Origin of the sequence: Prescottella sp. D32 (genome assembly GCF_037287305.1) — a bacterium.
In the GTDB taxonomy this organism is placed as follows: Bacteria; Actinomycetota; Actinomycetes; order Mycobacteriales; family Mycobacteriaceae; genus Prescottella; species Prescottella equi.
This window is the reverse complement of record NZ_JARBSW010000002.1, coordinates 617,339-638,421: the sequence shown is the minus strand read 5'-3', so window position 1 is coordinate 638,421 and position 21,083 is coordinate 617,339. Positions and strand designations below refer to the sequence as shown.

The 21,083-nt window shown below is 70.2% G+C and carries 24 protein-coding genes; 11 read left to right on the top strand and 13 right to left on the bottom strand.

Features of this window, described 5'->3' with window-relative positions:
* The 4 genes from PSS76_RS12675 to PSS76_RS12660 are packed head-to-tail and all read right to left on the bottom strand — an operon-like array spanning nucleotide 1 to nucleotide 1,488.
* Complete coding sequence (locus tag PSS76_RS12675; protein WP_064078513.1) at nucleotides 1-432, bottom strand: ATP-binding protein; 432 nt, start codon at nucleotides 430-432, stop codon at nucleotides 1-3.
* A gap of 6 nt (nucleotides 433-438) precedes the next feature.
* A complete protein-coding gene (locus tag PSS76_RS12670; protein WP_005515155.1) occupies nucleotides 439-930 on the bottom strand; it encodes an ATP-binding protein in 492 nt (163 codons plus the stop codon).
* 5 nt (nucleotides 931-935) lie between these two features.
* The gene (locus PSS76_RS12665) at nucleotides 936-1,301 is read right to left on the bottom strand and encodes an anti-sigma factor antagonist (RefSeq protein WP_005515154.1); all 366 of its coding nucleotides are present in this window, start codon (nucleotides 1,299-1,301) and stop codon (nucleotides 936-938) included.
* 37 nt (nucleotides 1,302-1,338) lie between these two features.
* Nucleotides 1,339-1,488 (bottom strand): hypothetical protein, encoded by a 150-nt coding sequence (locus tag PSS76_RS12660; protein ID WP_005515149.1) that lies wholly within the window; start codon nucleotides 1,486-1,488, stop codon nucleotides 1,339-1,341.
* Between the two features lie 241 nt (nucleotides 1,489-1,729).
* Between PSS76_RS12660 and PSS76_RS12655 the strand changes: the two genes are divergently transcribed.
* Nucleotides 1,730-2,134 carry a hypothetical protein gene (locus PSS76_RS12655; RefSeq protein WP_013415009.1) on the top strand — a complete coding sequence of 135 codons (405 nt, stop codon included), beginning with the start codon at nucleotides 1,730-1,732 and terminating at the stop codon, nucleotides 2,132-2,134.
* Between the two features lie 88 nt (nucleotides 2,135-2,222).
* Entirely contained in the window at nucleotides 2,223-2,546 is a 324-nt protein-coding gene (locus PSS76_RS12650) for a WhiB family transcriptional regulator (protein ID WP_022594306.1), read from the top strand.
* On the opposite strand, the gene PSS76_RS12645 is transcribed toward PSS76_RS12650, so the two are convergent.
* A complete protein-coding gene (locus tag PSS76_RS12645) occupies nucleotides 2,506-3,522 on the bottom strand; it encodes an AraC family transcriptional regulator (protein WP_005515144.1) in 1,017 nt (338 codons plus the stop codon). The two genes, PSS76_RS12650 and PSS76_RS12645, sit on opposite strands and share 41 nt — an antisense overlap.
* A complete protein-coding gene (locus PSS76_RS12640) occupies nucleotides 3,519-4,703 on the bottom strand; it encodes a pyridoxal phosphate-dependent aminotransferase (RefSeq protein ID WP_005515143.1) in 1,185 nt (394 codons plus the stop codon). Before PSS76_RS12640 ends, PSS76_RS12645 begins: the two co-directional genes overlap by 4 nt.
* Nucleotides 4,704-4,831: 128 nt before the next feature.
* Between PSS76_RS12640 and PSS76_RS12635 the strand changes: the two genes are divergently transcribed.
* Nucleotides 4,832-5,434 carry a carboxymuconolactone decarboxylase family protein gene (locus PSS76_RS12635; protein ID WP_005515142.1) on the top strand — a complete coding sequence of 201 codons (603 nt, stop codon included), beginning with the start codon at nucleotides 4,832-4,834 and terminating at the stop codon, nucleotides 5,432-5,434.
* Here the strand turns inward: PSS76_RS12635 and PSS76_RS12630 are convergent.
* Nucleotides 5,361-6,332: a sigma-70 family RNA polymerase sigma factor gene (locus PSS76_RS12630; protein ID WP_084865923.1), complete on the bottom strand. Its 972-nt coding sequence runs from the start codon at nucleotides 6,330-6,332 to the stop codon at nucleotides 5,361-5,363. The two genes, PSS76_RS12635 and PSS76_RS12630, sit on opposite strands and share 74 nt — an antisense overlap.
* Nucleotides 6,333-6,461: 129 nt before the next feature.
* Between PSS76_RS12630 and PSS76_RS12625 the strand changes: the two genes are divergently transcribed.
* The 7 genes from PSS76_RS12625 to PSS76_RS12595 all read left to right on the top strand — a co-directional run bounded on the left by PSS76_RS12625 (nucleotide 6,462) and on the right by PSS76_RS12595 (nucleotide 13,430).
* Nucleotides 6,462-6,626, top strand: a complete 165-nt coding sequence (locus tag PSS76_RS12625) for a hypothetical protein (RefSeq protein WP_005515140.1) — start codon at nucleotides 6,462-6,464, stop codon at nucleotides 6,624-6,626.
* 71 nt (nucleotides 6,627-6,697) lie between these two features.
* On the top strand, nucleotides 6,698-7,513 hold the full coding sequence (locus tag PSS76_RS12620; RefSeq protein ID WP_013415012.1) for a carotenoid biosynthesis protein: 816 nt from the start codon (nucleotides 6,698-6,700) through the stop codon (nucleotides 7,511-7,513).
* Nucleotides 7,510-8,787, top strand: a complete 1,278-nt coding sequence (locus PSS76_RS12615; RefSeq protein ID WP_260985093.1) for a glycosyltransferase family 2 protein — start codon at nucleotides 7,510-7,512, stop codon at nucleotides 8,785-8,787. The genes PSS76_RS12620 and PSS76_RS12615 overlap by 4 nt, the downstream gene beginning before the upstream one ends.
* The gene (gene crtI, locus PSS76_RS12610; protein ID WP_337456234.1) at nucleotides 8,784-10,403 is read left to right on the top strand and encodes a phytoene desaturase family protein; all 1,620 of its coding nucleotides are present in this window, start codon (nucleotides 8,784-8,786) and stop codon (nucleotides 10,401-10,403) included. Before PSS76_RS12615 ends, crtI begins: the two co-directional genes overlap by 4 nt.
* Nucleotides 10,396-11,382, top strand: coding sequence for a phytoene/squalene synthase family protein (locus PSS76_RS12605; RefSeq protein ID WP_238840316.1), 987 nt, complete (start codon nucleotides 10,396-10,398; stop codon nucleotides 11,380-11,382). Before crtI ends, PSS76_RS12605 begins: the two co-directional genes overlap by 8 nt.
* 36 nt (nucleotides 11,383-11,418) lie before the next feature.
* Nucleotides 11,419-12,012, top strand: coding sequence for an isopentenyl-diphosphate Delta-isomerase (idi, locus tag PSS76_RS12600; protein ID WP_013415015.1), 594 nt, complete (start codon nucleotides 11,419-11,421; stop codon nucleotides 12,010-12,012).
* A gap of 161 nt (nucleotides 12,013-12,173) precedes the next feature.
* Nucleotides 12,174-13,430, top strand: coding sequence for an MCE family protein (locus PSS76_RS12595; protein ID WP_081121464.1), 1,257 nt, complete (start codon nucleotides 12,174-12,176; stop codon nucleotides 13,428-13,430).
* Here PSS76_RS12595 and PSS76_RS12590 read toward each other — a convergent pair whose 3' ends face one another.
* Nucleotides 13,431-14,972, bottom strand: a complete 1,542-nt coding sequence (locus PSS76_RS12590) for an alpha,alpha-trehalose-phosphate synthase (UDP-forming) (RefSeq protein WP_013415017.1) — start codon at nucleotides 14,970-14,972, stop codon at nucleotides 13,431-13,433. It lies immediately after the preceding gene.
* A 405-nt stretch (nucleotides 14,973-15,377) separates the two neighbouring features.
* Here PSS76_RS12590 and PSS76_RS12585 point away from each other — a divergent pair, with 405 nt between their 5' ends.
* Nucleotides 15,378-15,644, top strand: a complete 267-nt coding sequence (locus tag PSS76_RS12585) for a hypothetical protein (protein ID WP_231849566.1) — start codon at nucleotides 15,378-15,380, stop codon at nucleotides 15,642-15,644.
* A gap of 58 nt (nucleotides 15,645-15,702) precedes the next feature.
* Here PSS76_RS12585 and PSS76_RS12580 read toward each other — a convergent pair whose 3' ends face one another.
* From PSS76_RS12580 to PSS76_RS12560, 5 genes are all read right to left on the bottom strand, one after another.
* Nucleotides 15,703-16,371, bottom strand: coding sequence for a DUF3239 domain-containing protein (locus tag PSS76_RS12580; protein WP_005515125.1), 669 nt, complete (start codon nucleotides 16,369-16,371; stop codon nucleotides 15,703-15,705).
* Between the two features lie 12 nt (nucleotides 16,372-16,383).
* Nucleotides 16,384-18,042: a DNA repair helicase XPB gene (locus tag PSS76_RS12575; RefSeq protein WP_013415019.1), complete on the bottom strand. Its 1,659-nt coding sequence runs from the start codon at nucleotides 18,040-18,042 to the stop codon at nucleotides 16,384-16,386.
* Between the two features lie 131 nt (nucleotides 18,043-18,173).
* Nucleotides 18,174-18,326 carry a hypothetical protein gene (locus PSS76_RS12570; protein ID WP_005515122.1) on the bottom strand — a complete coding sequence of 51 codons (153 nt, stop codon included), beginning with the start codon at nucleotides 18,324-18,326 and terminating at the stop codon, nucleotides 18,174-18,176.
* A 1-nt stretch (nucleotide 18,327) separates the two neighbouring features.
* Entirely contained in the window at nucleotides 18,328-18,540 is a 213-nt protein-coding gene (locus tag PSS76_RS12565) for a hypothetical protein (protein ID WP_005515120.1), read from the bottom strand.
* 239 nt (nucleotides 18,541-18,779) lie between these two features.
* The gene (locus PSS76_RS12560) at nucleotides 18,780-21,080 is read right to left on the bottom strand and encodes a helicase-associated domain-containing protein (RefSeq protein WP_337456233.1); all 2,301 of its coding nucleotides are present in this window, start codon (nucleotides 21,078-21,080) and stop codon (nucleotides 18,780-18,782) included.
* Nucleotides 21,081-21,083: the final 3 nt, after the last annotated feature.

Sequence of the window (21,083 nt, the reverse complement as noted above, 5' to 3'; positions counted from 1 at the left end):
TCACACCAGCTTTCGGGTGCAGATCGTCACCGTCGATTCGGTCGCGCCGCCGGAGGCGCCGGGCTGCTGGTCGATCGCGATCGAATCGGCCAGGGCGCTGAGGATGCGCCACTCGAGGCTGCCCTGTTCGGGGTACCACTCGCCTACCGTGAACGCGGTCAGCGCGATGGTGAAGGTGTCGTCGACCGTGGTGTACCGACAGCTCACCTCGGTGTCCGGGGCGGCGGACGAGATCAGCAGGGTGCAGATCTGGTCGACGGCCAGCTTGAGATCGGCCGCCTGATCGAGGGTGCAGTTGTTGCGCATCGCCACCAACTCGGTCAGCATCCGCAGGATGGTGAGCTGGTCGTGCCGGGCGGCGACGGTGACCGTCACGGCGGGGGTGGTGCCGGACGGGCTGAGGGAGACCTCGGAAGTGGCGTCGGCCTGCATCGTGTTCTATCCACCCTGTTCGTCGTAGGGCGTGGCGCTGCTGGGCGCGCCGCGCCACTGGAGAAGTACTCGTGTCCCGGTGTCCCCGCACGCGACCTCGGATCGGTCGGCGCACGCGCGAACCAGTTGCAACCCGCGGCCCCGACGCGAAGCGGGGTCGGGCCCCGCGCTGTTCCAGACGCCACGATCGGTGATCGTCACCGTCAGGGTCCCGGCCCGGTCACAGGTCGCCGACACGTCGAAGGTGCCGGCGGCCCCGCTGGGGTACGCGTGCTCGACGATGTTCGCCATCGCCTCGTAGCAGGCCAACAGCACGTCCTGCGCCCGGTCGTCGGGGAAACCCGCCCGCCTCAGGAACTCGGCGAGCGCCCGGCGAGCCGGTGCGAGGACCGTGGGCTCGGCCCGCAGTTCGATCAGCGAGAAGCCGCCGTCGCCACGCGTGGCGTCGACGCCCGATTGCTGCGCCACCGACGCCGAGGTAACCGTTCTGTCAGCCACGAGGATCACACCGTCGACAGAGCCGCTTCGACGGACGGGTGCACCTCGAGCACCTCGGTCAGTCCGGTCAGCTCGAGGGGGCGGACAGTGGCGGGGCCGTGCGCGGCCACGATGAACCGATTACCGGCGGGGATGTCGTCGCTGCAGCGGACCAGCACGGCGAGGCCGGCCGACGCGAGGAACGCGACCTCGGAGAGGTCGACGATCAGTACGCCGTCCTTCAGCCGGGACGCGGCACGGTCGAGTGCTTCCTCGAACATCTGCGCGGTGAGGACGTCGATCTCGCCGCGGGCGCGTAGGACGACCACGCCCTCGATCACGTCGACGTCGAGGGACAGGGCGGAATCGGCGGCAGATCCGGACATTTCCATGGGCGCAAATATACGTTCGGTGCTCACCCGGCCGGCCCTACGCCCGCGCCGCCGACAGAACGGACACCGGTGTCGGGTAGGCCGTGGCTGCCAGGTCGGCACGCGCGCCGAAGTACGGCACGCCGCACCACGAGTAGACGCTCTTGACGCAGGCGACGCGAACGGCGGTCCTCGAGAACAACGACATGAGGGCAACTCCCGGTGAGAGATTTACGAACGATCTCCCCGTCTGTACCCACCTCTCGGGTGCCCTATACCCCCGATCTCGAAAAGGCCGGCGGAGCGGTACGGACGACCGTTTCGGACGGTTCCGGTGACGTGTGTGACATCGGAGGTATAGCCGCCGTTCTCCCGGGGTAACAGCGTGGAGTGCGTTGCCGGAGGGCGGCGCGGAGAACTCGGAGAACTCGTCGGGAAAGGACCTCGGCATGGGATGGCTGGACACGCCTGATCTTTGCTACACCGATGCTGTCACGGTGCTGGCGGCGGCGACTCATCGTCCCGTCCGGGTGGTTCTGCACCGCGGCCGCCGCGTGGTCCGGGTCGACTTCGAGTTCGGACGGTTCCTCCTCGCGCGGAACGACGACACCGGCACCACCACCGATCCCGACGCGTGCGGGGACTGGACGGTCACCGTCCACGACGAGCAGGATCCGTCGGCGGGCGTGCTGGCCGAGGCCACCGACGAATGGCTGGCGGACGCGTTCGATCGCGTCTACGACGTCGCCCGCGCGGTGCCCGGCCGGCAGCTCGCGGCGAGCGCCGCCGACGCGACCACGGTGGCCGCCCCCTCCGTGACCGTCCCCTCGACCGGCGCCGTCGCTCTCTGCTGACCTTTCGCGATGAGTTTTCGTCCTGAAACCGGTCTGTACCGATGGCACGGGAATTGCCCGGCCGCGGGGAGACGAGGAGACCATCGGGATGCAGGGCAGTGCGATTTCCATCGACGAACGGACGACGCCGTGCCGCACCGGCGATCCTGATCTGTGGTTCTCGCCGGCCCCCGACGATCTCGAGCAGGCCAAACGGCAGTGCGGGGGATGCCCGATCCGGTCCCGGTGCCTCGCCGGTGCGCTCGAGCGGGCCGAGCCGTGGGGAGTTTGGGGCGGTGAGATCCTGCACCGCGGCGTCGTCGTCGCCCGCAAGCGCTCACGCGGACGGCCCCGCGCCCACGTGGCGGCGGGAGGGTGTGCCGGCGGAACGCTCAGCGGTAGGCCCCGGGCGTCGCGCCCGTCCACCGTTTGAAGGCGCGCCGGAACGCGCTCGCCTCGGAGAAGCCGAGCCGGGCGGACAGCTCGTCCACCGGCTCGCCGCGGCGGAGTGCAGCGACCGCGGCGTCGCGCAGCACCTCCTCGCGCAGCGCGTTGAGCGACGTGCCTTCCTGGCGCAGGAGCCGGCGCAGGTGCGGCACGCTGATCGAGAGCATCTCGGCGATCTCGTCGGCAGTGCACGTGCGTCCGCGCGCGCCCATCTCGAGTACCCGGCGCACCTGAGCGGAGGCGGTGCTGTCGTAGTCGCGTTCGGAGAGAAGCAGGTTCGGAGATTCGCGCAGGTACTCGGCGAGCGTGTCCTCGTCCTGGATGATCGGTGCCCGCAGGATCGCGTTGTCGAACTCCAGCGTCGCCACGGCCGCCCCGAACGTGACCGGGACCCCGAAGATCGCGTCGTAGTGCTTGGCGAACCGGGCCTCGGGCTCCGGATAGGGGATGAGCACCGCCCGCAGTCGCACGCGGCGACCCACCAGCCAGGCCGCGAAGCGGTGCAGGAGGATCAGCTCGAAATCGGTGACCAGCCGGAACGCCTCGTCGACGAATTCGGGGGAGTACGCGTCGTCGCGGACGTCGACCCGCACCTCGAGTCGCGTGGAGCGTTCACTCCGGACAAGCGTGATCGGTGGCACCGGTAGCGCGCGGGTGACGTCGGCCATCCGCTCGAGCGCGCTGCCCAGATCCGGGCGGTGGATCAACGACAGACAGATCAGCCGGAACGTGCCGCGCGGGACCGGAGACGCACCGATGCCGAACAGTTCGTCGTCGGTGAGCTGCCACGCGGCCTGGGTGAACGCCGTGACCTGCTCCGGGGTGAGCCGCGAGCGGGGATCGTCGAGCGACGCGACGTCGATGCCCGACGCCTCGAGCGTCGACGCCAGGTCCGCACCTGCCGTCTCCGCCAGTCGCAGGGCGCGTTTGAGGAAGTCCGCGGGAACGGTCGCCAGGCTCACCCGGACACCTCTGCCCGGCGGAGCCGGGACGCCGCCTCGGTGAGGACCTCGTCACGCTTGCAGAACGCGAACCGAACCAGGTGACTCCACTGCTCGGGGTGGTCGGTGAACACACTCACGGGCACCGCCGCGACGCCGACCTCGCGGGGTAGTCGGCGGCAGAACTCGATTCCGTCCCGGGTGCCGAACGCGGAGATGTCGGCCAGCAGGAAGTACGTGCCACCGCCCGAACAGACGTCGAATCCGGCGTCCCGCAGGGCCGCCGCGAGCAGATCTCGCTTGCCCTGCAACTCGTTTCGCATCTGCCGCACCCATGCCTGCTCGTGTTCGAGCGCGTGCGCCACGGCGGGCTGGAACGGGCCGCCGGCCACGAACGACATGAACTGCTTCGCCGCGCGAACCGCGTCGATCAGTTCGGCAGGGCCGCAGGCCCATCCGGTCTTCCAGCCGGTGACGTTGAACGTCTTGGCCGCGCTCGACACCGTGACCGTGCGCTCGTACATGCCGGGCAGCGCAGCGAGCGGCGTGTGGGTGAGGCCGTCGAACACCAGGTGCTCGTACACCTCGTCGCTGAGCACCAGCAGATCGTGCTCGCACGCCAGCTCGGCAACCGCGAGCAGCTCGGCCTCGGTGAACACGGTGCCGGTGGGATTGTGAGGGGAGTTGACCACGAGCATCTTGGTGTTCGGGGTGATCGCGGCCCGCAGACCGTCGAGGTCGAGCACGAACCGCCCGCCGTCCCGGGCGAGCGGAACCGACCGCCGGACCGCCCCGGCCAGCGCGACGGCGGCGGCGTACGAGTCGTAGTACGGCTCGATCAGCACCACCTCCTCGCCGGGCTCGACCAGCCCGAGGATCGCGGCGCTGATCGCCTCCGTGGCGCCGACGGTCACCAGGACTTCCGAGTTGGGGTCGAGTGAGATGCCGTAGCGCAGGGCGCGGTCGGTCACGATGGCCTGCCGCAGCACCGGCATACCCGGACCGGGCGGGTACTGGTTGAGGCCGTCGGCGATCGCCTGTCGCGCGACCTCGAGCATCGACGCCGGACCGTCGGTGTCGGGGAAGCCCTGACCCAGGTTGATCGCATCGTGCTCGGTGGCCAGCGCCGTCATCTCGGCGAAGATCGTGGACGCGAACGGCTGCAGTCGCGAGACGGTGCGGGAACGGGGCGCTGCGGGCATTTGTCCAGCGTAGCGGCGTCGCCGTCGACGAACGAACCCGGCCGTGTCACGTTCACGGGGGCTGTCTCGTCCAAGGGGTGAACGGGCGCAACCGGTGCCCGGCGCAGACCCGGAGACAGGAGAACGTCATGGCTCGCATTCACGCGGTGACCCCGCAGGAGGCCAATCCGTTGGTGAAGGCCGCGTACTGGTACGCCGGTCGGCGGTTCGGCGAGGTACCCGAACCGTTCGCGGTCCTGGCCAACCATCGCAAGCTCTTCACGGTGTCGGCGAGGCACGAGATGGGCGCACAGAAGGCGTCGACCGTGTTGCCGCCGAACGTGCGCGACATCGCCGTCTACCGCGTCGCCTGGACGGTCGGATGCTCTTGGTGCGTCGACTTCGGCACCATGCTCCAGCGACTGCAGGGCCTCGACGTGGACCGCCTGCAACACATCGGCGAATACGACACCTCGCCGCTCTACAGCGACGACGAACGCGCCGCGATCGCCTACGCCGACGCGATGACGGAGACGCCGACGGCCGCGACCGACGAGCAGGTGGCCGATCTGGAGCGACGGTTCGGCCGCGACGGCGTCGTCGAACTGACCTACCAGATCGGACTCGAGAACATGCGGGCGCGGATGAACTCGGCCCTGGGCATCCACGACCAGGGATTCAACTCGGGCGACGCGTGCCGGGTGCCGTGGGCGGCGGAGGGGTCCGGGGCGCAGGAGGAGCGGAAAGCCTGATCCCACGGTGCTTCTCGGGGTTCGCGATGTCGTAGGCGGCCCACACCAGGCCGTCGCGGACGGTGAACCCCGTCACCCGCCCCGGGAAACCGGGGTGGGTGTCGTCGCCGGGAGAGCCGTGGCTGACGAAGCCGAGTTGGCCGTTGACCAGTGCCGGCATCGCCGCACTCAGGAAGGCCTCGAGGCCGTACTTGTGCGCGAGCCCCAGGAAGAAGCGGGCGGTGCGATCGGCGCCGGTGATGATGTTGACGGCGGTACGGGTGGTGCCGTTGGCGTCGCCGATCGTGATGGCGTCGGGGTGCAGCGCGTCGAGGACGGCGTCGAGGTCGCCGGCCGCCATCGCGATCATCAGGCGGGTGACGGCCGCGGTGTGCTCGTCGTCCGGTACCGGCGGTGGGGCGTCGGCAACGGCACGTCGGGCCCGGGACGCGAGCTGTCGGGCCGACGCGACGCTCACCGACAACACATCCGCGATCTCCCCGAACGGCACCCCGAACCCGTCGTGCAGCACGAACGCCACCCTCTGGTCCGGGGTGAGTGCATCGAGCACGATCAGCGCGGCCAGCCGGTTGTCCTCCTGGCGGACGACGGCCTCCAGCGGATCGGGCATGGCCGACGGTGTCAGGTCCGTGACGATCGGCTCGGGTAGCCATTGCCCGACGTACTGCTCGCGGCGGACGGCCGCCGAGCGCAGGCGATCGAGGCACAGGCGGCCGACGACGGTGGTGAGCCAGGCCCGGAGGTCGTCGATCCTGTCGGCGTCCGATTTCGCGAGGCGTAGCCACGCCTCCTGCACGGCGTCCTCGGCGTCGGTGACGCTTCCGGTGAGGCGATATGCCGCGGACAGCAGGTGTCCGCGATGGGATTCGAACGAGTCCGCGAGAGTCGGAGCGCTCATGCCGCGATCCTACGATCTCCTCCGCACAATTCGTTCCCATCCATCGGTGTCGGTGCTCCGAATGACTTCCCGGAAGGTGAGGGCTGCGTCTCCACGGACGGGCCGGACAGTCGAGGGAAGGGTTGCGACATGGCGTTGACGGAAGCTTCTGCGCATGCCGGCGAGGATTCGGTTCCGCCTCCCGGTGGGTTCCTCCAACTCTTCATGGAAGCCAACCGGCTCGCGGGTCGCGCGGTGAGCGGTTCGGTGCCGGACCGTGGTGTCGACATCGCAGGTGATCGGCGGCCGGAGTGACGTCGACCGGGCCGGTCCTGGCGCCAACGGACGCCCGCCCCGTCGGGGCCACGGCGCCGCGGGCGGGGGCGATGGTGCTGCTGTGGGCACTGGTCGGGGGCGCACTGCTCGCCCAGATCACGTATGCCCTGGTGACCGGGGAAGCCCGCGACACGATCACCGTTGCGGTCGTCACGCTGTCGGCGGCGGCGGTCCTGGTGCACGCCGGCCTGTCCCGGGGCGCGGTGTGGGCGTCGGCACTGCTCGTCACGACCGCGGGCGTGGGTCTGGCTGCGGAGATCGTCGGCACCGCGACCGGCTTCCCGTTCGGCAGCTACTTCTACGCCGTCGACCGGCTCGGGATGGATGTCGACGGCGTCCCGGTCGTGGTTCCGTTCGCCTGGACGGCCGGCTTCTACCCGATCTGGTGCGCGGTGACCTACGTGCTCGAACGCTCCCGGGTGCCCGCCGGGCGGCTGTGGCTCCAGCGGATCGTGCTCACCGCCGTCGGGATGGTCGGGTGGGATCTGTACCTCGACACCCAGATGGTGACGGACGGACAGTGGACGTGGACGTCCGACGCTCCCGGTCTGCCGGGCATTGCGTCGATTCCGGTCACCAACTATCTCGGATGGTTCGGTACCGCTCTGCTGATGGCGGTCGTCGTGGAGATCGTGGACAGGCGCACTCGCGCCCGCCGGCCCGCCGGCCCGCGGATGCCGGACACCGCGCCGCTGGTGCTGTTCGTGTGGACGTGGCTCGGCTCGGCGTTCGCGCACGCGGCCCTGCTGGACGGCGCCGAGCTGCGGTACTCGGCGGTCTACGGGTTCTGCATGATGGGGGCGGTCGGCGTCCCGCTGCTGTGGACGCTGACCTGGCGACGCGAACCGCTCCGGGAGCCGGCATGACTGCCGTCACCCGCCGGCTGGTCGTGAGCGGGGCGGCGCTGGCGGTGGCGTCGGCGGCGTTGTCGGTCGGCAACGCGCTGTCGATGCCGCGGCTGCGACGACCCGGGGCTGCGGCGACGACCAATGATCGGGTCGTGGTCTGCGTACCGGCGCGCGACGAGGAGACGAGACTGCCGCTGCTGATCGGCGACCTTCGCGCCCAGAGCTGGCCGGGGGAGCTGCGGGTGATCGTCCTCGACGACGGTTCCCGGGACGGGACGCGGGCGGCAGCACTGGACGCCGCTCGCGGTGACTCGCGGATCGCGGTGCATTCGAACACCGCCGCGCCGCCGCCCGGGTGGACCGGAAAGGCGGCGGCCTGCCGCCGCCTCGCCGAGCTGGCGCAGGCCGATTCTCCCGCCGCCGCCGCCGCCGACGTCATCGTCTTCGTCGACGCCGATGTGCGGTTGGCGCCGGACGCGGTGTGGGCGGCGGTGACGGCCCTGCGCAGCAGCGGAGCGGCGCTGGTGTGCCCGTGGCCCGAACAGCGGACCGGGGGCTTCGCCGAGTGGCTGATCCAGCCGTTGCTGAGCTTCTCGTGGATGTCGACCGTCATGGTCGCCGCGGCGAACCGTTCGCTGCGGCCGTCACTGGCCGTGGCGTGCGGTCAGCTCCTCGTGTTCGACGCCGACGCCTACCGGCGGATCGGTGGACACGAGTCCGTCGCGTCCAGCGCCACCGAGGATCTCGACATCGCGAGGACTCTGCGGCGGGCCGGTGAGCGCACCGTCGTCGTGTCCGGCGCCGGATTCGTCGAATGCCGGATGTACCGCAACTGGACCGAACTACGGGCGGGCTACACGCGATGGTTGTGGTCGTCGTTCGGCGGGCGGCCAGGGGCCGCAGGTGTTCTCACCTTCGCCGCGGTGGCGTACCTGCTGCCGCCCGCCGCGGCTGTCCTGGGATCCGGACGCATACGGCGTGCGGGCACCGTCGGCTACCTCGCCGGCGTGGCCGGACGCGTGGGCGCGGCGATGTCCGAGAGCGCGGTCGCCGATCGTGGTCGCGTGCGGGCTGTCGATCTGCTGCGGATGATCGCGAGCGCCGCTCTGCACCCGCCGGCCACCGCGGTCTTCGCCGGACTGGTCGTGGATTCCCACATCCGCCGGGCACGAAATACCCTCTCCTGGAAGGGCAGAGCACTGCCCTCCCCGACCGGCGAACCGTCCGCACACCGAGCGCGGAAACGAGAGAAGCGAGGAACCCTGATGTCGATCCTGGACGGTGCCGCATGAGGGCGGTCGAGGGACGGACCGAGTCGGTCGTCGTGGTGGGAGCAGGGCTCGCCGGGCTGTCCGCGGCACTGCACCTCGCGGGGGCAGGCAAGCGCGTCACCGTTCTCGAGCGCGAGAGTTCGGTCGGCGGCCGGGTCGGCACGTACGAGGTGCGGGACGATTCCGGGCACCGGCTGTACGACATCGACAACGGCGCGAGTGTGCTGACCATGCCCGAACTCATCGCCGACGCCCTCGCGGCCGTCGGTGAGTCGTTCGAGTCCACGTCGCCGCCGGTCACGCTCACCAAACTCGCGCCGAGCTATCACGCCCGGTTCGCCGACGGCACCTCGCTGAACGTCTTCTCCGATCCGGCGGCGATGTCCGCGGAGGTCGAACGAGTCTGCGGTGCAGGCGAAGCCGCGGGATACCGCCGACTCCGGCGGTGGCTGGCGTCGATCTTCGACACCGAGTTCGACCGGTACATCGACTCGAACTTCGATTCGCCGCTCGACCTGGTGTCGTCGCGGGGAGCGCTGGTCGACACCGCGAAACTCGTTCGCCTGGGCGGGTTCGGTCGCCTCGGACCGCGGGTCGGCTCGTTCGTCCGGGACGACCGACTGCGCCGCATCTTCACCTTCCAGGCGCTGTACGCCGGAATGTCGCCCGCGAAGGCCCTGGGCGTGTACGGCGCCATCGCGCACATGGACACCTCGCTCGGTGTCTACTTCCCGGAAGGGGGCATGTGCACCATCGCGCGGGCGATGGCCGATGCCCTCACCCGCCACGGTGGGGTGGTGTACACCGGCGCCGAGGTCTGCGCGGTGGACGTCGCCGGTGGCCGGGCCACCGGCGTCCGGACGGCCGACGGCCGTCACTTCGAGTGCGACGCATTGGTTCTCACAGCAGACCTCCCCGTGGTGGACCGGCTGCTCGACGGCGCGGGCGTCGCCACGCGCGGGCGCAGACGCGGCTACGCGGTGGCGTCACCGTCGGCCGTCGTCTTCCACGGCACGGTCCCCACCGAGGTGACGCGGACGTGGCCGACTCGTGCGCACCACACCATCGACTTCGGTGCGCAGTGGTCGGAGACGTTCGCCCGGATCACCGCCCCGCGTGGCCGAGGACGGTTGATGTACGACCCCTCACTGTTGATCACGCGCCCGGCCGTCACCGATCCCGGTCTGCACGTCGTCCGGGACGGCGTGCACAGCGAGCCGGTGTCGATCCTCGCGCCGTGCCCCAACCTCGACAGCGCCGATCTGGACTGGGGCCGGCTGGGGACGTCGTACATGCGTGAGCTCCAGGACGACCTGGAAGGACGGGGCTATCGAGATCTGCGGCAGGCCATGGTCGTCGACCATCTCGACACCCCGCAGACCTGGCTCGACAAGGGCATGCTGGCCGGAAGCCCGTTCTCCTCGGCGCACGTATTCCGGCAGACCGGCCCGTTCCGCCGCAAGAACATGGTGTCCGGGATCGGGAACGTCGTGCTGGCCGGGTCGGGGACGACACCCGGGGTCGGGGTGCCGACCGTCCTCGTCTCAGGGCGCCTCGCCGCCGAACGGATCACCGGGGCGCCGACGGCCGCAGCTCGGCACACGGAAACGTCTCGGGTGGAGGTCCGGCATGGGTGAACTCGACGGTATCGATCCGAGCCTGCACGCGGCCTACCGCCTGTGTCGCACCCTGAACGCGCGGCACGGCAAGACGTACTTCCTGGCGACGAGACTGCTCCCGACGTCGCGGAGGGCGGGTGTGCACGCGCTGTACGGCTTCGCGCGCATGGTCGACGACGTCGTCGACGTCGGTGCCGACAGCGGTATCGCCCCGACGGACCGGGCGGCGGCCGAGGCGCTGGACGAGCTCGAGGCGCGGGTCCGCACGGTGCTGGCCGGTGGGGTGTCGGGACACGCCGAGACGGACTTGGTCCTGAGCGCGCTGGCGGACACCACTGCGCGCTACGACATTCCACACGAGTACCACTACGCGTTCCTGCATTCTATGCGGATGGACATCCCGGGAACCGCCGCGTTCCGGTCGCGATACCGCACGATGGCCGAGCTGTCCGAGTACATGTACGGCTCGGCAGCCGTGATCGGGTTGCAGATGCTGCCCATCCTGGGCACGTCGGTTCCGATCGACGACGCCGTCGGCCCTGCCCGCGCGCTGGGAGAAGCGTTCCAGCTGACGAACTTCATCCGCGACATGGGCGAGGACCTGGACCGGGACCGGATCTATCTGCCGACCGACGAGCTCGCGGCGTTCGGCGTCGACGAGGAACTCCTTCGCCGCTGTCGTTCGACCGGCCGGACCGACCCCCGGCTCGGCCGAGCGCTCGCCCATCTCGTCGCCCACACCCGGTCGGTGTACCGGGCCGCCGAACCGGGGCTCGACATGCTCGATCCCGCGGCGCGGCCGGCGATCCGCACCGCATTCGTCCTCTACGCCGACATCCTGCGCGAAGTGGAGGACGGTGGATACCGCGTGCTCTGCGAGCGAGCGGTCGTCTCCCGGCGTCGCCGACTGGCTGTCGCGGTGCCGCAGTTGCTGATTGCGGGCCGGACGTCCGCGCGGTTGCGCCGGACGGCGCGGACGCGAGCGCGTGCGGCCTGACCCCCGACGGCCCCGACCCGACGAAGAAGGAATCACATGGAACATGTCGTGCTGCTGGACGAGGCGGGCCGCGCCGTCGGCACCGAGCCGAAAGCGACCGTCCACACCACCGCGACGCCGCTGCATCTGGCGTTCTCGTCCTACGTCTTCGACCGCCACGGGCGGCTGCTGATGACCCGCCGTGCCCTCGACAAGGCTACGTGGCCGGGAGTGTGGACCAACACGTGCTGCGGGCACCCGGCCCTGGGCGAGCCACTGCGCGAGGCGGTTCGGCGACGGTTGCATCACGAGCTCGGGATCGATTCGTCCGAGGTCGATCTGGTTCTGCCGGACTTCCGCTATCGCGCGGTGATGGACAGCGGTGTGGTGGAGAACGAGATCTGCCCGGTATTCCGGGTGCGCTACGACGGGCCGCCGCCCGTTCCGCGGCGGGGGGAGGTGGACGACGTCGACTGGGTGGACTGGTCGACGTTCTCCGCGGAGGTCGACGCCGGCGCTCGCGCCGTGTCGCCGTGGTGTCGCGAGCAGGTGCAGCAGCTGCGCCGACTCGGCCCGGATCCCGCCGCCTGGACCGCCGCGCCGCTGACAGCCCTGCCGCCCGCCGCCCGGCACGGGGTGGACGCCCCGTAGCGGCCGGTTGCGAGCCGGACAATTGTCCACTTTGTAACTCCGGTCACATGAATGTGACCCCGAGTAACGGATAGCGGTAGCCTGTTGCCTGCGTAACAGTGGGGCGGTTCTGGTGATCTCGCCGACATTCTCTTCGGGGTGAGCATGGAGGGCCGGCGGCGATGAACATGGTGTCCAGGCTGGCGCGAGGCCAGATCGCGGCGTTCCTGATCCTGGCCGTCGTGAGCATCGTCTTCGTAGGCGGCAAGTACGCGCGTCTCGACAACCTCCTCGGCTTCGGCCAGTACTCCGTGTTCGTCGACCTGCCGACCTCCGGCGGCATCTTCTCCAACGCCGAGGTCACCTACCGCGGCGTCCCGGTCGGACGGGTGGGGGACCTGCAGCTCACCGCCGACGGCGTCCGCGTGGAACTGCGCCTCGACGACGGCGGCCCGCAGGTTCCGGCGTCCGCGGCGGCGGTCGTGGCCAACCGGTCGGCGATCGGCGAACAGTACGTGGACCTGCAGCCCACCGGCAGCGACGGCCCGTACCTCGCCGAGGGATCCGTGATCGATCGGAAGGACACCACCGTCCCGACACCGGTCGAGGATCTGGTGGCCTCGGTCGACGCGTTCGCCCGTTCCGTGCCCGCCGACCGGCTGCACACGGTCGCCACCGAACTCGGCAAGGCGTTCGACGGCCAGGGCGACAACCTGCAGGCCGTCGTCGACTCGCTGAACGCCTTCACCCGGGAGGCGTCGGATGCGCTGCCGCAGACGCTCGACCTGATCGGCGACGGCCGCACCGTACTCGACACCCAGGCGGGCCAGGCGTCGTCGATCCGCTCGTTCAGCGCCGACCTCGACGCACTCGCCGCCCAGCTGCGCTCGAGCGATCCGGACGTACGCAAGCTGATCGGCACGGGCACCGCCACCAGCGACCAGGTGGGTGCGTTGGTCCGCGAGAGCGGCGCCGACCTCACCGAGGTGCTCTCGAACACGCAGCAGGTCACCTCGCTCGCCCCGGGGCGCGAGCCCTATCTGCGCTCGATGCTGCAGTTGCTGCCCGCCCTGCCGGTGGCCGCACGTGCCGTCGCGCCGGGCGACGGCACCATCCACTTCGGGATCATCCTCGAGACGAACAATCCGCCCGCGTGCACGGTCGGCTACGAGAGCACCCACGAGATCCTGGCGGATATGAAGCGGCGCGACCCCGACTTCGACGACACCCGCGACGACTTCCCGTTCGCCTCCGACGTCCGGTGCCTCGCTCCGCAGGGCAGTGTCACGGGCGTGCGCAGCGCCGAACGGGCGGCGCTGGCCGACCCGAACGTCGCGCAGCCGTGGGACGACAAGCCGAAGGTGGCTCCGGATGCGTTGAACCTCAACCCGATCGCGACGCAGCTCGCGACCGTGATGGGATTGGTGCCGCCGCGGTGACTACCGCCCCGTGGCGGCGATCGGCGACTCGCCGGGCGAGAACGGGCCGGTCGTCGGCATCTGCCAGTCCAGGGAGAACTCCTCCACCTCGGTGTTGGCGCGGCCGGCCAAGGCCAGGTGGTCGAGGAACGTTCGCGCCCAGTGGTGCACGTCGTGGGTCATCACCTGGGCGTGGAGCGCGGCCATCCGGGTGCTGCGCTGCTCCGGGGACTGCTCGAGGGCCGCGACGATCGTGTCCTTGACGAAGTCGAGATCGTGCGGGTTCACCAGGTATGCCTGGTCCAATTCGGAAGCGGCGCCGGTGAACTCGCTCAGGACGAGAGCTCCGGTGTGGTCGGGACGGCACGCCACGTACTCCTTGGCGACGAGGTTCATGCCGTCGCGCAGCGGTGTGACGAGCATGGCGTCCGCGGCCACGTAGAGCGCGATCAACTCGTCCCGCGGCACCGGCTGGTACAGGTAGTGGACGGGCGCGCGCCCGAGGCGACCGTGGTCACCGTTGATCCGACCGACCTGCGTCTCGATCGACGTCCGCATGAGCGCGTACTGCTCCACCTGCTCCCGGCTCGGGGTGGCGAGCTGCACCATCACGGTCCGGCTCGGGTCGAGCCGGCCCTCGTCGTACAGCTCGCCCAGTGCGTCGAGTCTCAGGTCGATGCCCTTGGTGTAGTCCAGCCGATCGACACCCAGCAGGATCTGCTCGGGGTTGCCGAGGTCCTCCCGGATCTCGCGGGCGCGCCGGCGCACCGACTCGCTGCGCGCGCGTTCGACCATGTCGGCCGAATCGATGGAGATCGGGAAGGCTCCCACCCGGACGATGCGCCCGTCGAAGCGGACCTCGCCGCGTCCGTCGGCGACCGGCCGCGTCTCGAGCTCGAGCAACCGGCGCGCCAGCACCACGAAGTTCTCGGCTCCGCCGGGGAGGTGGAAGCCGACCAGGTCGGCGCCGAGCATCCCCTCGAGGACGCTGCGCCGCCACGGCAGCTGGGCGAACAACTCGACGGGCGGGAAAGGGATGTGCAGGAAGAACCCGATCGTGACGTCCGGGCGCAGCTCCCGGAGTAGCCGGGGAACGAGCTGCAGCTGGTAGTCGTGGACCCACACCGTCGCACCGGGTGCGGCTGCGGCGGCGGCCGCATGCGCGTAGCGCAGATTGACGTCCCGGTAGGTGGCCCACCACTCGCGGTCGAATGTGGGTTTGACGACGACGTCGTGGTAGAGCGGCCACAGGGTGCTGTTCGAGAAGCCTTCGTAGAAGCCCTCGATGTCGTCCTCGCCGAGGCGGACCGGGTGCACCCGCAAACCCTCGTGAGTGAACGGAGCGACGTCACGGTCGGCGACGCCGGGCCAGCCCACCCAGCAGCCGTTCCTGCTGCGCAGAACCGGCTCCAGCGCGGTGACCAGCCCGCCGGGCGAGCGCCGCCACGCGGTGGAGCCGTCGGGCCGCTCCTCGAGATCGACGGGCAGGCGATTGGCGACCACGACGAAGTCGGACTGTTCGTCGGGGCGGGCGGTTGTGTCGTCGGCAAGTTCCAATGGCATCGAGCGGCTCCCGTGGGTACGCGTCCCGCCGGCGGCGGGGATCGCTCGGAGCACGGAACCGCGCCGCCCGACGAGACGACAAATCTATAGCTGTCGGAATAGATTTGTTGTATCAGTGTTGTGCGTGCGCGGCAACCGATCGGGCGTCCGACACACACATGCCGGCGATCGGGGGGAAGGGGCGTGGCGGGGCGGCAAAGCCCCTGCGCGGCTTCCTCGTTGCGCGGCCGAGTGACGGCGAATCGTCCGGAATCGCTGCACCGCAGTTCAATTGACGTTCATACGGAAAACGTTCAGCGTTCGAAGGGAATCGGCGCCCGGACGGCCGGACGCGGCGGTCGATGTCGATCGTTCTGCCGACACGGCTGCGAAATCTGCCGAAGTGCGCGAGACTGAGGTGACCTCATGAAGGAGGTCACCTCTATGGAACTCCGAGCCAACGGATCTGTTTCCCGGCCGATGACCGGCGCTGTCCGGCCGAACATCTTGCACGACTTGGAAATCGGTAGATCAACGTCCGTCGAGACGGCGCTGTGGTGGGTCGCCCTGCTGATCGTGGTGGCGGCGGTGCCGGCGGTCGCGACGGTTGTACTGATGGGGTCTGTGACCCTCGCGCTCACGATCGCGCTCGTTGCGGTCGGTGGCGTCGGCCTCGCGGCCCTGATGATCTGACGCCCCGGCCCCGGGAAACGGGGCCGGGGCTAATCCCATCGCTGTAATTCGCTGCGCGTCAGCGCAGTTCGTCGGGGAGATCCGCCGGATCGAGCAGCACGAACTGCCCGCTCGAGCCCCGAACCTTCTCCGACCTCGCGATGTTCTTGTTCAGCAGCTTCCACTCGACGTCGTCGATCGCGGCCGACGCCTTGGTGAGGACCTTGCTGTCGCGGGTGCCCCACGAGACCGGCATGAAGCTCACCATCTGCCACGTCTCACCGGAGGAACGCGATCCACGGTCGCCGAGCACCGACACCGACGGCAGCTTCGCGCCCACCGCGTAGCTCTTGCCGGGCAGCGTGCGGACGGTCCGGGCGGCGAGCGCGTAGTGCGGCTTCGTCGCGCCGGGCTTGGCGATGTCGACCAGCGACAGCAGCGTGTACCCGCGCGGATGCACCTCCGACACGATCGCCGGTACCAGGTCACCCTTCGCGTAGAGATCCTCGATGCTGCCCACCTTCCGAGGCGTCCACACCACCATGAAGAGCGAGGTCAGTGCGCAGATCGCGAGAACCACGCCGAGGATGTACGACCACGGGTGTGCCAGGACGAACATCCATGCCGCGCCGGCGCCGAGCAGGACCGCCATCAGCGCGGCCGACCACTGCAGCCGTCGCAGATCGCCGAGGGTCTCGTTGACGGCCTTGGCGTGAAGTTTGTCGACCGGGAACTCGAAGCGTCGCACGGGTGAGGGGTCCTATCCGATGGCCGGGCCGAGCAGGTCGTCGGCGTCCGTGATCCGGTACGCGTAGCCCTGCTCGGCGAGGAAGCGTTGACGGTGGGCGGCGTACTCGGCGTCGAGCGTGTCCCGAGCGACCACCGAGTAGAAGTGTGCCTGACCGCCGTCGTGCTTGGGACGCAGGAGTCGGCCCAGCCGCTGCGCCTCCTCCTGCCGGGAGCCGAAGGTGCCCGACACCTGCACGGCCACCGACGCCTCCGGCAGGTCGATCGAGAAGTTCGCGACCTTGCTCACCACCAGCGTCTGGATCTCACCGGCCCGGAAGCGGTCGAACAGCGCCTCGCGTTCCTTGTTTCGCGTGGAACCCTGGATGACGGGGGCGTCCAGTTCCGCACCGAGCTCCTCGAGCTGGTCCAGGTAGGCGCCGATCACCAGCGTCGGCGCGCCCGGGTGCCTGTCCAGGATGGACTTCACCACCGCGTGCTTGGTCCGGGCGGTGGAGCACAGCTTGTAGCGCTCCTCCGGCTCGGCCGTCGCATACGCCATCCGCTCCGCGTCGGTGAGCGTCACCCGCACCTCGACACAGTCGGCGGGCGCGATCCAGCCCTGCGCCTCGATGTCCTTCCACGGGGCGTCGTAGCGCTTCGGCCCGATCAGCGAGAACACGTCGCCCTCGCGGCCGTCCTCGCGGACCAGCGTCGCCGTCAGGCCGAGACGGCGGCGGGACTGCAGATCCGCGGTCATCCGGAACACCGGCGCGGGCAGCAGGTGCACCTCGTCGTAGATCACCAGGCCCCAGTCGCGGGAATCGAACAGCTCGAGGTGCTTGTACTCGCCCTTCGACTTGCGGGTGATCACCTGATAGGTGGCGATGGTGACGGGGCGGATCTCCTTCTTCTCACCCGAGTACTCGCCGATCTCCTCCTCGGTGAGCGAGGTGCGGGCGATCAGCTCGCGCTTCCACTGCCGGCCGGCGACGGTGTTGGTGACCAGGATCAACGTCGTCGCCTTCGCCTTGGCCATCGCGGCGGCGCCCACCATGGTCTTGCCGGCGCCACAGGGCAGCACCACGACGCCGGAGCCGCCGGCCCAGAACGAGTCGGCCGCCATCTCCTGGTAGTCGCGCAACTGCCAGTGGCCCTCCTCGAACGCGAGGTCGATGGGGTGGGCCTCGCCGTCGACGTACCCGGCGAGGTCCTCGGCCGGCCAGCCGATCTTGAGCAGCATCTGCTTGAGGTGCCCGCGCTCGCTGGGATGCACGATCACGGTGTCGTCGTCGATCTTCGCGCCCAGCATCGGGGCGATCTTCTTGTGCCGCATCACCTCGGTGAGCACCGCACGGTCCAGGCTCACCAGAGTGAGACCGTGCACCGGGCTCTTCACCAGCTGCAGCCGTCCGTAGCGGGCCATGGTGTCGACGATGTCGACCAGCAGCGGCTGCGGCACCGCGAACCGGGAGAAGTTGACGAGCGCGTCGACGACCTGCTCGGCGTCGTGCCCGGCGGCGCGCGCATTCCACAGCGCGAGCGGGGTGATCCGATACGTGTGCACGTGTTCGGGGGCGCGCTCGAGCTCGGCGAACGGTGCGATCGCCTGCCGTGCCTCGTCGGCGCGCTCGTGATCGACCTCGAGCAACAGGGTCTTGTCGGACTGGACGATCAGCGGGCCGTCGGTCACGTGCGCCTCCTAGCAGCGGAACGGTAACCAGACCATTGTCCAGACGTCGGCGACGTCCCGCCACGTAGGCCTGCGGCCCGTGCGCCTTTTCGGTAGTGAGGGCTACCGAAAAGGCGCACAGGCCGAAGGCCTCAGAGGGATTTCCTCGTTTCCATCACCTGCACCAGCGCCTCGGAAATTCCGGCGCGGTAACCGGCGTCGCGTTCGGAGCGGACTTCGGTGGCGTCGAGCTCGTTTTCCAGTCGCGTCTGAATTCTGTCCAGGGCGAGCAGGGTCCGCTTCACGTCAGGATCCTCTTTTTTCGGCGTCGTTGAATTTGTGAAAACCGGAATTGTGTGCGCGTTCGTCGAGGACGAACAATTTCGCCGACGCGATCGCGGACCGGAAGCCCGGCGGGCGGGGCTGCCCGGGGGCGTCGTCGCCCAGCAGCAGGTCCAGTTTCCGATGTAGGTGGTCCAGGACATCCGGCGCGTCGGGCGCCGGGGCCTCGCGGGTCATGGCGCGGTCCGTCAGTGGCGCTTCCGCTTTTTGATCAACTCACCGGCATCAGCGGCACGCTCCCGCTTTTCCGCACGCTTTTCCTTGATGGACTGTGCAGACTTTTTCAGACTCTTACCGGGTTTTCGGTCGGCCATTGTCGCTCCTGAATTCGAAGTGGCAATCACTTGACCGAGACCATAGCCCATTTCCAGAAAAAAGCCAGTCGTGCAGTTCGCGAGGCCTTCGGGCCCGGATTCTCAGTCGGCGAACGCGACGGACGTGATCCGGTGCAGTGTGAACCGGCGCACCTCGCCGGACGCCTGATCGAGCGCGTCCAACTGCCCGCCGCCGACGCTCACCGGCTGCACGATGCGGTGCGACGCGACGCCCTGCGCATCGACGTAGCCGATGGTGACCGACCGCCGCACCTGCGCAGCGGTCTGCAGCAGGGTCATGGTCGCGGCAGTGGACGCCCGGCTGCCGTCGCTGCGCAGCCCCGTCCCCGACGACGCGGCGGCCTTGTCGCCGGAGCGCAGCGACCGCACCAGCGCCGCCAGTTGGTCGTCGTTGGGCACCGCTGGGACCCGTGAGCGCGCGGCCCGGGCGGCGGGCACCCGGGCCCCACGCGGGCGCAGGTCGACGATCGCGCCGCTCGAGTCCTCCCCGGCCGGAGCGAACCCGGCGCCGCGCAGTTCCGCGAGGACCTCCTTGAGCGGCGCCTGCGAGATGACGACGGTGGGGGCGAGCGCGCGCAGCGCCAGGTGTTCGGCGACGGGGGAGGACAGCACCTCGGCGAGCAGCGCCGGATCCTCACAGCGCACGAACGACGCCGCGACCCCGGCACGCAGCCGGCCGTGGCGACGGGCGACGTCGTCGATCAGGTAGGTCAGTGACTGCGGGACGGGGGTCTTGGAGCGGGTCGCGAAGAGGGCCTGCAGTTCGGACGCGGTGAGCCCGGCGTCGAGCGCGCGCCGGATGCTGGCCTCGCTGATCCGATACATGGATGCGGCGCCGGCCGATTCGATGTCGGCGACGAGGGTGATCTGCTCGAGCAGTTCCGGGATCAGCGGGCCGGGGGCGACGACGGTGAGGTCGGCCTGCACCAGCACGTAGTCGATCGGCTGGGGCAGGGCCGCTTCCATCTCCGCCTCGGGGTCGCCGCCGTGGAGCAGCGCCTTGCCAGGGGAGCTGAGCGCGCCGTGCGCGACCAGCCCGAGGGTGCGGGCCTCGGCGAGCGTGCGCTCGACGACGTGCGGGCCCAGCCGGCCCGCCCAACGGGGGCGCCGCCACGCGAGCAGGCGGGCGGCCTCGGTCGCGGAGACCTCCTTGCCACCGGTTTCGGCGAGCAGTTCGAGCAGCAGCCGACGCTCGTGCGCGGCGCCCGGCGCGCGCACCTCCTCCGACAACGCCGAGATCGGCTTGTCGGTGGCGTCGCGGCTGCCGATGATCCACGGCCGCCGCGGCAGTGCCAGCCACGCACCGGCCACGGTGGCCCAGCGGCGGGCGGTGCCGGAGGTGAGCCAGCCGTCGACGGCGACGGTGGGTGCCCAGTAGTCGTCGACGTCGGTGAGCGGCGCCGGATCGGGGATGCCGCGGGCGATCAGCCCGGCCGAGGCGAGCAGTTCGAGCAACAGGCCGACGCGGGCCTCGTCGACACCGGTGGCCTTGGACAGTCGTCGTACCTCGCGCACACCCACACCGCCGGCCTTGAGCGCGGGGGCGGGAGCGTCGCCGAGCGCGGCGACGATGTCCTCGCAGTGCCGGACGAGCTCGAGGGCCTCGCCGGCAGCGGCGGCGTTGACATCGGCGGGCTTCTGCTTGCGGCCGGACAGTGGCGGCGGGGTGGGGGAGGACGGATCGAACACGGCCTCACCGCGCAAGACCTGGCCCACCCGGGCCGGCAGCTCCACGGTTTCGGCGTCGATCCAGCGCAGCAGCCCCCGGGAGAGCAGCCGCTGCACGGGCCGGTCCGGGGAGGTGCCGGGCGCGGCGTCGCGGGTGCGTCCGATCGGCGACGACCGGGCCAGGGTGGTCAGCAGCTCGCGTTCGTTCGGTTCGCTCGCGTCGAGCGCGGCGCGGATCTCGTCCTCGCTCAGGTCGTCGGGTTCGGCGTTGATCCGGCCCGCCCGCCACGGGATGGTTTCCACCGCGGAGCGGACGATGCGCAGGTGCTCGTCGTCGCCCCACACCAGCGCGAGGGCGCGCAGCCGGGCCAGCGCCCGATCCAGTGTGCGCTGCGGTACCCGGCCGGCCAGCGCCTCGTCGACGTGCCGCCGGGCCACCGGCATCTGGTCGGCCTGCTCCAGCGCGAGGAGTTCGAGGACCGTGAACTCGAGGGAGTCGAGCAGATCGGCGGCCCGCACCACCGACGCGCGCTGCTCGGCCCGGGCGGCGAGAATCGCGGAGGTGGCCGGTGGGGGCACGGCGAGGTCGGGACGCAGCCGCAGCAGCTCGGTGAGCGCGGCGTCCTTGCGGTCGGCCAACCAGCTGGTCAGGGTCGGTGTCGGTGCGGTCGACGCGGTTTCGGCGGCGCCCTCGGTGCCTGGCGTGGGGGTCATCGC